Annotated in this window: 10 protein-coding genes; 2 read left to right on the top strand and 8 right to left on the bottom strand. The window is 72.1% G+C overall.

Features of this window, described 5'->3' with window-relative positions; genetic code table 11:
- Positions 1-9: 9 nt before the first annotated feature.
- Entirely contained in the window at positions 10-1,068 is a 1,059-nt protein-coding gene (locus ACWDUZ_RS18465) for an ABC transporter substrate-binding protein (protein WP_451632853.1), read from the bottom strand.
- A gap of 274 nt (positions 1,069-1,342) precedes the next feature.
- On the opposite strand from ACWDUZ_RS18465, the gene ACWDUZ_RS18460 reads away from it, so the two are divergent.
- Positions 1,343-1,948, top strand: a complete 606-nt coding sequence (locus tag ACWDUZ_RS18460) for a YbiU family protein (protein WP_451632852.1) — start codon at positions 1,343-1,345, stop codon at positions 1,946-1,948.
- Between the two features lie 184 nt (positions 1,949-2,132).
- On the opposite strand, the gene ACWDUZ_RS18455 is transcribed toward ACWDUZ_RS18460, so the two are convergent.
- The 4 genes from ACWDUZ_RS18455 to ACWDUZ_RS18440 all read right to left on the bottom strand — a co-directional run bounded on the left by ACWDUZ_RS18455 (position 2,133) and on the right by ACWDUZ_RS18440 (position 8,820).
- Positions 2,133-3,470 carry a S53 family peptidase gene (locus tag ACWDUZ_RS18455; protein ID WP_451632851.1) on the bottom strand — a complete coding sequence of 446 codons (1,338 nt, stop codon included), beginning with the start codon at positions 3,468-3,470 and terminating at the stop codon, positions 2,133-2,135.
- A 32-nt stretch (positions 3,471-3,502) separates the two neighbouring features.
- Positions 3,503-5,485, bottom strand: coding sequence for a hypothetical protein (locus tag ACWDUZ_RS18450; RefSeq protein WP_451632850.1), 1,983 nt, complete (start codon positions 5,483-5,485; stop codon positions 3,503-3,505).
- 43 nt (positions 5,486-5,528) lie between these two features.
- Positions 5,529-5,690, bottom strand: a complete 162-nt coding sequence (locus tag ACWDUZ_RS18445; RefSeq protein WP_451632849.1) for a hypothetical protein — start codon at positions 5,688-5,690, stop codon at positions 5,529-5,531.
- A gap of 193 nt (positions 5,691-5,883) precedes the next feature.
- On the bottom strand, positions 5,884-8,820 hold the full coding sequence (locus ACWDUZ_RS18440; protein WP_451632848.1) for an ATP-binding protein: 2,937 nt from the start codon (positions 8,818-8,820) through the stop codon (positions 5,884-5,886).
- Positions 8,821-9,064: 244 nt separating this feature from the next.
- Between ACWDUZ_RS18440 and ACWDUZ_RS18435 the strand changes: the two genes are divergently transcribed.
- Entirely contained in the window at positions 9,065-9,562 is a 498-nt protein-coding gene (locus tag ACWDUZ_RS18435) for an alkaline phosphatase family protein (RefSeq protein WP_451632941.1), read from the top strand.
- 519 nt (positions 9,563-10,081) lie between these two features.
- Here the strand turns inward: ACWDUZ_RS18435 and ACWDUZ_RS18430 are convergent.
- From ACWDUZ_RS18430 to ACWDUZ_RS18420, 3 genes are read right to left on the bottom strand one after another with little or no spacing between them, the layout of a single operon-like run.
- Complete coding sequence (locus ACWDUZ_RS18430) at positions 10,082-11,383, bottom strand: MFS transporter (RefSeq protein ID WP_451632847.1); 1,302 nt, start codon at positions 11,381-11,383, stop codon at positions 10,082-10,084.
- A 41-nt stretch (positions 11,384-11,424) separates the two neighbouring features.
- Complete coding sequence (locus ACWDUZ_RS18425; protein WP_451632846.1) at positions 11,425-12,888, bottom strand: MmgE/PrpD family protein; 1,464 nt, start codon at positions 12,886-12,888, stop codon at positions 11,425-11,427.
- Positions 12,888-13,715: a cyclase family protein gene (locus ACWDUZ_RS18420; protein ID WP_451632845.1), complete on the bottom strand. Its 828-nt coding sequence runs from the start codon at positions 13,713-13,715 to the stop codon at positions 12,888-12,890. Before ACWDUZ_RS18420 ends, ACWDUZ_RS18425 begins: the two co-directional genes overlap by 1 nt.
- Positions 13,716-13,754 lie beyond the last annotated feature (39 nt).

Here is a 13,754-nt window from a genome sequence, read left to right as displayed (position 1 = left end):
TTTCTGCCGTCAGGCCGTCAGGTACTTCTGGAGGTCGTCCAGCACCGAGTCGGCGGCGGTGACGCCGAGCCCCAGGTACCAGGTTTCGTCCGGCACGTCGTAGGCGTGGCCGTCCTTGACCGCCTTGAGGTTCTTCCACAGCGGGTTGCCCTGCGACGTGCTCTTGGCCGTGGCCTTGGGGTCGCCGTAGACACCGGTGAAGATCCAGTCGGCGTCGGCCTGGTCGATGTTCTCCGCGCTGATCTCGGCGGCCAGGTCTTCGATGTCCTGGTTCTTGGGGCGGGGTATGCCGATGTCCTTCAGGATCGTGCCGATGAAGGAGTCGTTGGCGTACAGCCGGATGACGCCGCCGGGCATGTAACGGACCATCGACACGGTCGGCTTGTGGGCGCCGAGCTTGTCGCCGAGCGCTTTCGCCCGCTTCTCGTAGGCGGCCAGGTTGGCCTTGGCCTGTGCCGTCTTGTCCAGCGCGGCGGCGTTGAGAAGGTAGTTCTCCTTCCACGTGAAGCCGGGGCGGATGGAGAAGACGGTCGGCGCTATCTGTGACAGCTCGTCGTAGGAGGCGGCGGCCCGCAGCTGGCTGCCCAGGATCAGGTCCGGTTTGAGGGCCGCGATCGCCTCCAGGTTGAGGCTGTTGATGGTGCCGACGTTCTTCGGTGTTCCGGCCTGCTTCCTCAGGTACGACGGCATCTGCGGGGAGCCCTCGGTCAGGGCCACACCGACCGGCTTCACGCCCAGGGAGACGACGTTGTCGAGCTCGCCGACGTCCAGCACGACCACGCGCTTGGGCTGTGCCTTGATCACGGTGCTGCCCATCGCGTGCCTGATGGTGCGCGGCCACTGGCCGGGCTTGGCGGTCGTGCCGAGCTCGGCCGTCTTCTCAGCGGCGTCCGCGAAGTTCTTGCCGCCCTTGGCGACCGACTTCGAGTCCTTCGTGCCCGCGTCGGCCGCGGCGAAGGAGTCTGCCCCCGCTCTGGTGTCCGTGGAATCACTGCCACACGCCGCGAGTGAGAGGGCGGCGGTGACGGCGAGAGCGACTGCGGCCGGACCGCGGCGCCAAAGAGACATGTGTCCCAGCTCCTAGCGTTGGTACTTTCACCTTGAACGATTTAGGCGAGGCTAACCTTATTCAGAAGCTGTGTGCTGTGGGCAAGGGGGGGTCGGACACCGTCGTCGATGCGGTGCGCGGAGAGTGCGGGGGCAGCCGGACAGCCCGCAGAACAGGTGCAGGTGCGCCTCCTTGGCGGGCGGCGGTCCCAAGGTGTGTGCCCCGTCGGCGTCCGGTGCGGCCAGTTCTTGCCGGGCCTACTCGTCCGGTCCGCGGCCGGTGGAGGTGACCAGGATGCCGCCGGGGGTGCGCGCTTGGCTTCGCAGCCCCTCTGACGCTCCGTTCCCTTCTGGCCGGTGTGCGGGCGGTGTCACCGGTCGGACGCCGTGCGGGCCGACTGGACGCTTCCGCACCTTCCAGGGCTGGACCGCGCTGTCCGACATGGACGCCGACCAGGGCGTGCTGCACACCGTGCCGATCCCGGAGATCATGGCCTACCTGCTGCTGCGCCCGCTCCTGCCGGACGTACCCGAGGACTCGATGTGCGGCGCGACCGTCAACCAGGTCTTCCCGGTCACCGAGCGCTGGCATCCGACGCTCTACCGCGCCCTCACCCCGATCCCGGACGTGCGCGCCGGGGACTCGGTGTGGTGGCACTGCGACATGGTCCACAGCGTCGCCCCGGTCACCGGGCAGAAGGACTGGGGCGACGTCATGTACATCCCGGCCGCCCCGTGGTGTGCCCGCAATGAGCGCTACGCCGCCGAGGTCCGCGATGCGTTCCTCACCGGCTCGAGCCCCAGCGACTTCCCCGGGGAACACTACGAGCGTTCCCGGAGCGGCCGGTTCACCATCGACCAGCTCAACGACACCGGCCGCCGGGGGCTGGGCCTGCGCTGAAGACGGGTGTGCACACGGCAGTCGGTGATCCACGCCGGTGCATCCCCTGTGGCCGCCATGCGCCGCTCCGTTCCCGCCCCGCGGCTGCCGTCGGCGGGGCCCCGGGCACGGCGGACCGTGCCCGGGGCCGGGTGGTGCGGACCGCGACGAGGACGTCACGGGTGATGCGAGAACGCACCGGGTCTCAGAATCGCAGTGCCTCCAGTCCGTTGGGGGAACCGAGCCCGGTGGGGGCGTCGTAGCCCTTGAGCGCGGCACACAGGTAACTGGTGGCGGGGCACTCCTGGCCGCTGCCCGCCACGCTGACACTCGGGCCGCCGACGACGTCGTTGAGGTGGTCGCGGTGGGCGTACAGGCCCGAGGCGTCCTTGATGCCCTCGGCGGGGCCGGCCATCACGTACATGGCCGCGACGAGCGGGGTGGCCGCGCTGGTGCCGCCGGCGCGGAGCCAGCCACCGGGCAGGCCGTCGGCGGGGTCCGGGGTGCTGTCGTAGACGGCGAGTCCGGTCAGGGGATCGGCGAGGGCGGAGATGTCGGCGACGCTCCGGCCCGGGCAGGCGGTGTCATGCTGCCAGGCCGGCTTGTCGATGTGCGCCGAGCAGGACGCCCCGGCGCCCTGGGGACGGTCGGTCGAGCCCCAGGCGGTCTCCGTCCAGCCTCGTGCGGTGTCGCTGCGGGTCACAGAGGTGCCGCCGACCGCGATGACCGAGGTGAGGTCCGCCGGATAGGGGGCGTCGAGCTGGAAGCCGGCGTCGCCGGACGCGGCGAGGATCGGCACACCGGGGTGGGCGTAGGAGCCGGCGGCCGCGGGCAGGCCGCCCTTCGCGGTGAAGTCGTTGTCCGTGACCGCGGTCTCCGGGGCGCTGTAGCTGTTGGAGACGGCATCGGCACCGAGCCGCACAGCGGTGTCGACGCCCTCGGCGAGGGCGTCCGCGCTGGCCGAGTCGGCCTCGACCAGGAGGATCTTGCAGTCGGGGCAGGCCGCCGAGACGGCGTCCACGTCCAGGCTGATCTCCACCGCCCAGCTGGGGTCGACCGCGGGCAGCGGTCCGGCGTCACCGCGTTGGTTGACCTTGCGGAAGCAGCCGTTGTCGGTGGTGCAGGCCGGCAGCCCGAAGGTGGCGCGGTAGTGCGCGAGGTCGGCCTCGACCGTGGGCGCGTCGTGAGCGTCGACGATGGCCACGGTGCGGCCCTGGCCGGCGTGTGCCTTGACCGCGTCGGCGATGGCGTACGCGGACTGGACGTCGGCCGGCCCGTAGCCCTTGGGGAGCTCGTCGGCGTTCTTGCCGGCGAAGGACCGGCGGTCCGCGATCGAGTGGTCCGGGATCACGTCCGCCTGACAGGCGAGCTGTCCGGGCGGCGGGGCGGAGCAGACGGCCACCGGGGCGGTGTCTCTGTCGGTGCCGGTGTCGCTGCCGTCGGCCCCGAAGGAGGCGGGCGAGACCACCGTGATCAGGCCGAGCACGGTGCCGGCGACCGCGACTGCGCCGACCAGAGGCCGGATGAGGCGTTTCTTCGTCACAGAGGGCTCCTGAGAAACTGTGGTGGTCACGGTCACCGCACCCGGTAGGCGCCGGGCAGCACCTGGTCGATCCGATTGCCCTGGCTGTCCCAGGCAGCGAGCTTGAAGGAGACGGTGCCGCCGACCGCACGGGCAGGGACGGTGTAGTCGGCCCGGTAGACGCCGTTGCTGCCCGTCAGCCTCAGGCTCTGCCAGTGCTTGCCGTCGTCGTAGGACACGTGGAGCCGGGCACCGGAGACCGGCGGGGCGGAGGCGAACTGCTGGCGCGTCACGTGCAGATCGATGGTGTGCCGGCCGGCGTCGAGCTGGTGCTGGATGTCCGCGTCGGTGTCGGTGGAGGCGAACAGCAGCGGCAGCGCGGCACACGAGTCGACGGGGCCGGCGCAGTGCACGCGGGCCGGCAGGGCCTTGCCCTTGCCCGGGTCGGCGGTGAAGGTCCACGTCGTGTCGGTGCTGGGCGACAGGTCGCCGTGACCGCGCGTGGTCTGCTGCCGCAGCTGGTAGGTGGCGCGGCCCGGCGGAACGTCGACGCCGGCCCCGAACAGGCTGGTGGTGCCGGTGGCCTGGAGCGTGCCGTTGCGGGTCAGGGTGACGGTGCTGGAGTCGTCGTATCCCAGACCGATGGTGCCGGGGCTGGTGTCACTGTCCTCGCCGATGCCGAAGACCATGGTGTCCGTGCTCGCGCAGGCGCCGCAGTAGACGGCGCCGGTGCCGGTGTCGAGCTGCACGGCCGGGTGCGGGGCGCCGGCCTCCCACGTCTCAGAACTGCGGGCGCCCGGGCGGTAGGTGGTGTCCTTGCCGGTGAGCAGGCGACGGGTCTGCTCGTCCTCCACCTGGGTGCGCCAGTCGAGGCCGGCGGGCGAGCTGACGTACTCGGTGCGCACGGTGCCGGGGGTCACGAACTCGATCCCGGTGGCGGTCTGCACGCCGGCGGTGGCGGCCCACACCGGCGTCACGTTGGTGACCAGCAGGTCGCTACCGGTGGGGCCGGTGGGCGCGGAGTAGGTCCGGGTGACCGTGGCCAGCGACTTCGGGTCGACGGACGTCGGGTACGAACTCGGCAGATGATCGTAGGAGTGGGCGACGTGGTACGCGTAGGGCTGCGGCGCATCGGCCGGCGAGGCGAAGTCGGCGGTGACCACCGCCTCGAACCGGCCGTGCTTGACCGGTGCCGTGGTGTTGAGTGTGATGCCGGCCGGAGTGGAGCCCATTCTCTGGACCTGCAGGAGCGGCCCGGCCGCGTCGCCGCTCGGCGTGCCGTCGCTGCGGTACAGCGACAGTTCGGTGCTGGTGAGCGTCGCCGGACGGGGCGTGGCCGGCACCGGGATCTCGTGGGTGGAGGTGCGGGCGTCCAGGGTGATGCTGGTGCCGTCCTCGACCGTCACCTCGGGTGCGACGGTGATGTGCGAGCCGTCGACATAGACGGCCTCGTAGTGGCCGGTGGGTACGGAGATCTTCAGGCTGCCGTAGGCGACGCCGAAGCGCCGGGTGACGTACGTGGTGTGGTCGGCGTCGGCGAGGATGAGCAGGCCCCCGACGGCAGGCCGTCCCTCGCTGTCGATCAGGTGAGCGGTGAGTCTGCCCATGGTGTACGCGTCGTGGCCGGCCGGAGCCGTGTGCCGGGCGGTCGGCGCGAACTCGCCTGTGCCGCAGGTCCGCTGGGCGAGCGCGGTGGTGTCGTAGGCGGCCTGGCTCTTCGTCCCGGCTTGGCCGGCGACGTTCTCCGGGACGAGGTACTGGTGGCCGTCGCTGCGGTAGGTGAGCATCGTCTGCCCGGCGGCGGCCGGGTCGGTGACGCGGGTACCGTCGGGGGTGACGGTGGCCTTGAGGCCGCCGGGCAGGGTGACCTGGCAGTCCGCGGTGGCGGCCTGGGCGGCGGGCGTCCGGGTGAAGGCGGCGGGTGCCTCGTCCTGTGCGGCGGAGGCGGGCACGACGAACAGGCCGCAGGCCGTGGCGAGCGCCATCGCCCACAGTGCGCTCCTGCCGCGCCTGGTCAGGGGTATGGGTCGGTTCAAAGCGTTGGTCGCCTTTCGGTGGGCAAGGTCACGGGCCGTCCGGTCACAGGGGTTCGTAGAACGTGAGGGGGTCGTCGTCCGAGTCCGTGGTGGCGTCGGGTGTCTCGGCGACGGTCTGCTCCGCCTGGAGCGGTGACGGTCCGTCCGAGGGTTGTGGTCCGGCCGGACACCCGTCGTGCGGGGGGTCCTCACCAGAGCGGTTCACGGTGCTGATCTCCGTTTGCTGTCGCGGGGGGCTGAGCGTGCGCGCGGGGGTGAGTATGGCGACAACCGTGATCGCCCAACGATGCGTCAAGTGACCTAAAGTTCAGCCGTGGTCGGTGAGCGGTTCGCTGTGCATCCCGCCGTGTTCGGCCGTGTCCGCCCGCGTCCGGCCGGGCCGCACCGTGCTAGAGGTGCTAGACGTGCGGCTCGGGATCCAATGAGGCCTCGGCGGGGGCGATGCCGGCCTGGAGCGCGGCCACCGCGAGAGCGGTGCGCGACTTGACCCGGTGTTTGCGCATCGCGGAGTTGAGCTGTGCCGCCACCGTCCTGGGTGAGCGCGACAGCGCCCTGGCGATGTCCGGGGTGGACAGCCCGGTCAGCATCAGCCGCACCACCTCCAGCTCCCGTGGGGAGAGCCGGTCGCCGTAGCCGCGCCGGCCGCCGCGGGTCACCCGCCGGTCCCGCGCGGCCACCCTTCGGGCGTCACGTTCGGCGCCGAGAGTCCGCAGTCCGGCCTCGACGCGGGTGAGCAGTTCGGCTGCCTCGCTGTCACGGCCCGCCGCGGCCAGCGCGAGGGCCTGTCGTTCCCGGGCGAGCAGTGCCGAGTAGGGCCGCGGCAGCCGGTCCCAGGCGGTGGCCGCGGCCTGCCAGCGTTGCGCCGTCCGGTCGGGGGATTCACGGGATTCGGCGAGCCAGGCCCGGCAGACCGTCAGTGCGGCCGCGGCGCTGAGGGCTGTGCTGCCACGCAGCTTGCGTGCGTAGCGAGTGAGGAGTTCGTCGGCCTCGGTGGTGCGCCCGGCGGCCACGAGGGCCTGGACGCGTACCGGGGCGATCTCGGTGGCCCACAGCCAGATGCCCTTGCGGGTGACGATCCGCATGCCCTCGTCGGTCAGGGCGAGGCTGTCGGCGTCGGTGCCGTCGGCAAGCCGTATCGCCGCGAGGGCGGCCGTGGGCTCCAGCCGCATGTCGACGATCCCGCGGCGCGTCGCCTCGGCCAGGACCCGTTCGAACTGCTCGCCGGCCTCGGCGAGTTCGTCGGGGTCGGTGGAGGTGGCCGAGGTGAGCAACGCGGTGAGCAGAAGGCGGTCCAGGACGATCAGGGGCTCTTCCTCGATGGCGGCGAGTGCGGCGAGGCGTTCGGCCAGAGCCTGCCAGCGGCCGGTGTACCAGTCGAGGTGGGCCCGGGTCACCTCGGCCATGTCCCTCACCCGCAAAAAGCCGTTCTCCGTGGCGGTCTCGACAGCCCGGTCGAGGCGGCGCCGGGCCTGCGGATACAGCCCCCAATGCATCGCGGCGTCCCCGATGTTGAGGTCGGCACGGATGACGCTCAGCACGTCGGCCGGGCGGTCCGCGGTCTCGGGGATCTCGGCGGCGACGTCCCAGCCGCTGGGGTCGCCCATCTCCAGCAGGGAGGTCGCCTGGTCGACGCGGAAGGAAAGCCGTCGCTCCGCGGGGATGCGGACCTCGACCAGTTCGATGGACCTGTCGAGCCAGCGCCGGTGGGCGGAGACCGGCCAGTCGGCGCCTGCCGGACGGCTGAGCGAACTCATGGCGGTGGCGGCCTCGTAGGGGTGGTCGTCGAGGTCGTCGATGGCGCGTTCCAGTTCGGCGGCGCCCGCCGTGTACTGCCCGGCGTGCATCAGCATCCGGCCCAACTGAGCCCGGACCTGGCCACGTTCGGACGCGGACAGCGCGCCGCCGTCGAGCAGGTCGCGCAGGACCCGGAGCAGCTCGGTGCTGCCGAGGTAGCCGGAGAACGCGAAGACGGGGAACTTCCGGCACAGCCGGGCGACGGCTCCGGCCGGCAGGTCGCCGGCCGACAGCAGCGTGTGCAGGGCGGTGACGGCGGCGGGCTGGTCGCCCGAGGCGAGGGCGAGGTCGGCGGCGCGTTCGGTGTAGTGCCGCCAGGCGTCGATGTCGCCGGCTTCCGCGAAGTGCCGTGGCAGCCGGGCGACCGGCACCGGGGACAGGGCCTCCAGGGCCCGGCCGGCACGCAGGTGCAGGGCACGACGTTCACCGCCGGGGATGTCGTCGTAGACGGCGCGGGCCGCCAGCAGATGGCGGAAGTGGACCCGTCCGCCGGAGTCCTCGACCAGCGCCCTGGCCCGAACGGCCGCGGCGAGGGCGGTACGGCCGCGGTCTTGCGGCAGACCGGAGACGGCGACGAGCACCGTCGGGTGCACGGCTTCGGCCAGGACCGCGGAGGCGCGCAACACCTGGCACTCATCCGGGCCGAGCCGGGCGGCGCGCTCCAGGACGGCGTCGCGGATCGTCGGCGGGACCTCGATCTGGGTCAGGGTCCTGCGTCGCCACTCGCCGTCGCGCCGGATCAGGTCGGCGCGCTCGCCCAGCAGGCGCACGCACTCCTCCAGGGCGAGCGGGAGCCCTGACGTGTGCTTGTGCAAGAACGCGGCGAAGGCGTCGGAGACGTGTTCGTCGTGCAGCATCGAGGACACGAACTGCGCGGTCTGGGAGACGGTGAGGGGAGCGAGCGCGATCCGGGTGTGGACGGTGCCGGGGACCGGTCTGGCCAGCAGGCTCAGCAGGGGGGAGCCGGCCGGCACGTCCTCGGGCCGGTAGGTCAGCACCAGGCTGATCCGATCGGCGGCGGGCCGGGTGGCGAGGAACAGCAGGAAGTCCAGGGTGGCCGCGTCGGCCCAGTGGGCGTCCTCGACCGCGAGCAGCGTGGTACCGCACGTGGTGAGGAGTTCGTGGAGGGCCCGGAAGAGGCGGTGCCGGGCGGCCCCGGCGTCGTCGAGCGGTTCGGGCGCGGGCGGCAGGACGTCCGCCCATTCCGGGAAGAGCGGGCGCAGCGCGCCGGCCAGGGCGGACAGGTTCCGACCGGCCACCGGGGAGTGGGCCTGGCGTACGGCGTCCACGACGGGGCCGAGGGTGAGGGCCTCACGGAACGGCGGGCAGCCCGCCACGAGCACTCCGTCGAGCGCGGGGATGTCCAGCATCTCCTGCAGCAACCGGGTCTTGCCGATGCCGGCCTCGCCCTCGATGAGGACGGTCGCGGGGGTGGCGGCGGTGAGGGCGCGCACGGCCCGGCCCAGTTCCGCCGACCGTCCGATCAGCCGGGGTCCGAGGACTGCAGGCGAATCGTCCGGGATCGCCGGTTGTTCTGCCAAGGCCGTGCCGTCCCTCCCCGGGCTGCCACCCGGACGTTCGCCCCCGTGTCGGATGTTCACCGGGTCCGCCGCGGAACCCGACTACCGTTGTTCCGCCGGTCCTTCCGCCACCTGAGCACCTCTCCCCCGCCGAGGCCGGCGGGGCTTGCCCGGCCCGCCGCGCGATCTTCACCGGTACCGGACCATTCTGTTCCAGCGGGGGGCGACTGACCAGGGAACATACCGGCTCTTTCCGGGTGCACCCGTGGTGCGGGCCGCGCCTGGATTACCGGTTCCGGCCCGGATCGACGTCCCGGCCGGCCATCGAGGTGTGCGAGGAAGGCGACTCCCAGCCCTGCCGACCGGGCTCGAACCGGCAGTCACCTCCTGGGCCGAGACCGAGACCGCCGTCCTCATCCTCAACTACGACGAGAACGACGGCCTGTTCGACCAGGTACTCCCCCGGCCTTCCGGCCGGCACCACAGGCGAGTTCGCCGGCATGGCCTCCCGCCGGCCTCCGTCCCGGCGGCAACTGCCGGTGAGGCTCGGCTTTCGGGTGCCGTGCGTCATCATCTCGCCGTGGACGGTGGGCGGCAGGGTGCCTCCAAGACCATCGGCCACACCTGCGTCCCCCAGGCCCTGAAAGCGGTTGACCGGCGTGACCGAGCACGGACATCAGCCGGTGGCGCCGGCGGGTGGGGGTGCCTGATCACGGCGCTGCACATGTCGGAGCCATGCCGTGAGCGGCCCGAACTGCCGTAGCCGGGCGTTCGGTTGCCGCCTCGCCCAGTACGAGACGGCGGATCTTGCTCTGCCTGAGGACTGGTGCGTGATCCGCGGTGGATCAGCGTGCGGCTCGGATGCGGTGCCGCAGGGCGGAGGGACATCCGCGCGCTGGAAGGACGCGGACGTTCCGACAACGCGGCGAGGTGCCGTAGCCGGCGTCGCGTGCCCGCCGGGGATCGCGGGACAGCCCTTGCGGGGCCGGCCGGGCGGACCCGCCGCGCCAGGAGCAGGGCAACCGGCCCTGGATGTGACACACCACCGGGATGGATGTGAAGTGCACCGGGCGCCGGCCGCCGACCGGGCCGCCGCCAAGACGCCCGGTGCTCCTCACCCCGGTCGGAAGCAGCATCGACAAGGTCCTTGACACCGCGCGGGACCGGGACACGGGAGGGGACGGACCGCTGTGGTCGAGGCGGCCGAGCACATCACCGCCTGCGACCGGCCCGGTGCCACCAGCATCCGGGCGGGATGGAGGGACCGGGCTCGGGACGTTGCTCAGGGCGCGACCAGGTCGGCCGTGCCGTCCGACGCGGGATCCAGCCGGCGCCGGTAGGGCTTCGGCAGGACCAGCATCGAGCCGGCACCGATCACGGCGAGGGCGCTCATCACCACGAAGCCGCTGGAGAAGCTGCCCGTGGAAGTGACGATGAAGCCCATGACGGACGGCGCGACGATACCGGACAGGGCGAACGCCGCGTCGGCGAAACCCGCCGCGACGCCGGGCTGAGAGGGCACCGCGTCAATGGCCGCGACCCACCAGATGCCGCCCGTGACGAAGCCCAGGCCGACACCGACGGAGATGAAGGTGACCGACACCGTCAGCGACGGCTCCACCGTGATCGGCACGAGTGCGGCACCGGACAGCAGGAGCGCCACGCCCATGACGGTGAGGCGGGTGCGGGGGCTGCCGGTGCGCGCGAAGACCCGGTCGGTGATCACGCCGCCGAGTATCGCGCCCACGACACCGGCCGCCCAGGGCGCCACGGTGAACAGTCCGACCGCGGTGACGCTGAGGCCGTACTGCGAGGACAGGTAGTCGGGCAGCCAGTACATGAAGCCCCAGAACATGAAGCCCCAGGCGAAATAGCCCACCGCGATGATCCACAGGTTGCGGTTGGTGAGCACGGGCCGCCATTGGACCCTGTTCGTGGAAGTGCGTTCCTCCTCCAGCTGGCCCGCCGCGATGTGCGCGCGCTCCTCCGCCGAGACCCCGCGGTGGTCGTCCGGGGTGTTTCTCAAAAGTACGCAGGCGGCGGCGAGCCAGAGCGCGCCGAGCACGGCGAGCACCCAGAACATGCCACGCCAGCCCACGCCCGCGATCAACTGCGTCACCAACGGACCGCCGATGAGCAGCGAGCCGGCCACGGCGACACCGCCGACCATCGCGAGCGCGATCCCGCGTTCCTTCTGTGGCAGCCAGCGGCTGACCGTTCGGGTCGCTGCCGGGAAGCCCGGGCCCTCACCGGCACCGAGGACGATGCGTGCCACGAACAGCCCGATGAAGGAGCCGGAGACGGGGGTCACCGCGGTGACGACCGACCAGATGGCCACGCCCACGAGCAGAATGCGCCGCGCGCCGTACCAGTCGACCAGCGGGCCCGCGAGGAAGGCGAACACCATGTAGCCGATGGAGAAGGCGCTGCTGATCAGCCCGTACTGGGACTTGGTGATGCCGAAGCTCTTGGTGAGCGGGCCCACCGCGTAGCTGACCGCGCTGCGGTCGATGTAGTTGATGACGATGAGGGCGACGATCAGTGCGAGCGTCAGCCATCGGACGCGGGAACGCGAGGAACTCATGGTTCACCTCGGTCGGGGAGGGTTGAGGAGTCAGCGATGTGTCATGTGCCGGTCGCCGCCGCGGACAGCGCGCGGGTCAGTTCCGCGGTGTCCGGGGCTGCTGCGATGTGCCAGACCGCGTCGGCCAGTGCCTTGACGGTCCGCTCGTCACCCGCGCCGAGGGCGTTGGCGAAGAACTTGGTGGTGAGTTCCGCGGCGTCGAGGGGGTTCTCCGGGCTTCCCCTGTTCACCATGACCCGTTCGGTCACGGTGGTGCCGTCGGTGAGTTCCGCGGTGAGGACGGCCGGGAACTGGTACGGGAAGACGGCGGTGCACTCCTCGTCCGCGACGCAGGTCACCCGCGCGGCGAGAGCGAGGCGTGCGGGGTCGGCCGCCGCCTCGTCGGTGAAGTCCTGGTGGAACACGCCGAGCCCGTGGCCCGGGTCTTCGGGCTGGGCGAGCAGTCCCGCGGCCACCGTGTACGGGCCGCTGAACGCCGCGTGGTAGCCGGAACGCGGGCGGGCCTTCTCGTCCGCCGGCTCCGCGATGGTGCGCAGCACGGGTTCCGGGACGCCCAGCGTCAGCCGCGCGATGCGCTCCGGGTCCACCCCCCGGGCGCGCAGTCGCATGGCCGCGTCCACGCCCGCGTGGGTGAAGTGGTTGCAGGGGTAGGGCTTGATGAACAGCCGGGACAGTTCCCAGTGTTCGCCCAGGTCCTCGGTCGTCGCGGCGACGACGGCGTGCGCGTCGAAGCGGTCGCCGCAGAATGCCTGGAAGAAGCCGAAGCGGCCTTCCAGGACGGTGGGCGGGCCGGTCAGGCCGAGGCGTGCCATGTCCGCGGCGACGACGCCGGCGTGGGCGGCCCAGCCGCAGTGCACACGCTTGACGGTCCCGCCGGTGCGGTTGGCCTCGATGATGCCCGAGCCCATGCTTGCGGCGATGCCGATCGCGGAGCAGATCCCGTCGGCGTCCAGGCCGCGCAGCATCGCGGAGGCGACGGCCGCGCCGATCGCTCCGCAGATGGCGGTGGCGTGCAAGCCCCGGTCGAAGAACACCGAGTTGCCGAGCTTCGGGTCGTACTGCGCCATGCCGAGCCGGCAGGTGACCTCGATCCCGACCGCGCCGGCGGCCAGCAGTTGCGCACCGCTGGCACCGACCGTTTCTGCGGTGGCCAGGGCGGCGGGCAGTACGGATGCCGACGGGTGCAGGACGGATGGCAGGTGTGTGTCGTCGAAGTCCAGGCTGTGCGCGAGGGTGCCGTTGACCAGCGCCGCCGACGGAGCGGGCAGGCGGGTCGCCGACCCGATGACGGTGGCGGCCGGTGCGCCGCCCCATTCCTCGGCCAGTTGCCGCACGGCGGCGCCGGGCCGCTGCGGCAGTGCGGCGAGGCTGTTGCCGAGCAGGTCGAGGAGGTGGCCGGTGACCTTGTCGCGCAGGTCGGCGCGTAGGCCGGAGTCCCGTGCTGCGGCGGCGAACGAGGCCAGCCGCTGGGCGGCGGTGGGCAGGGGGGTGCAGGCGTCGGTCATCAGGCCACCACCGCGATCGGGCGGATCGGGGATCCGGTGCCGCCGACGATCCTGAGCGGGGCGACGATGAAGAGGAACTCGTGCACGCCGGTGGCGGCCAGGTCTTCGAGTGCCAGGTGCTCCATGATGTAGATGCCGTGGTCGACCAGCAGCAGCCGGTGTACCGGAAGCACGCTGTGGCCGGCGCCCGGTGGTATCTGCTCGCAGGCGGTGGTGTCGCAGCCGACGGCCCGCACGCCCCGCTCGGCGAGCCAGGCGCCCGCGTCCTCGGTGATGCCGGGGACGCCGGACTCCTTGCCCAGGTAGGCGACCGGGTCGTCGAAGGTGCGGGCCCAGCCGGTACGGATCACGGCGACGTCGCCGCTGCGCGGCTCCGCACCGCCGAGTTCGGCCGCCTTCTCCAGGTCGGCCGCGGTCACGCCGTGGCCGCCGGGGAGGGTGTCGGTGCCCAGGGCCGCGGCCACGTCGAGCAGCACTCCGCGGGTCACCATCGCCGGGGTTCGCTCGGCGCCGTGCTGCGAGAAGGAGCCGCCTGCCTGCGCTTCGGCCGCGTCGATGCCGCCGTGCAGCAGGCCGTCGTGGCTGACGTGGGAGAGGGCGTCGATGTGGGTTCCGACGTGGCCACCGGTGATGATCACCTCGTTGGCGGCGGAGCCTCCGTCGGGCCGGACCATGTCGCCGTGGCGGCGGGCCAGGGTCATGCGGAAACCGGGATGGTTGGGAGAGCACGGCATGCCGGTGAACAGCGGCTGGCCCAGCTCGATGATGCGTGGGTCGGCCGGCAGCGCGGCGAGCAGGGGGTTGGTGGTGTGCCGGACGGGAGTCATGACCTGCCTTGCCTGGAGGAGTTGATGGTGGGGGGCTGG

It is taken from the genome of Streptomyces sp. NPDC003393 (assembly GCF_053589015.1).
Note: the sequence above shows the minus strand (reverse complement) of the source record. Positions and strands in the feature narration are given on the sequence as shown.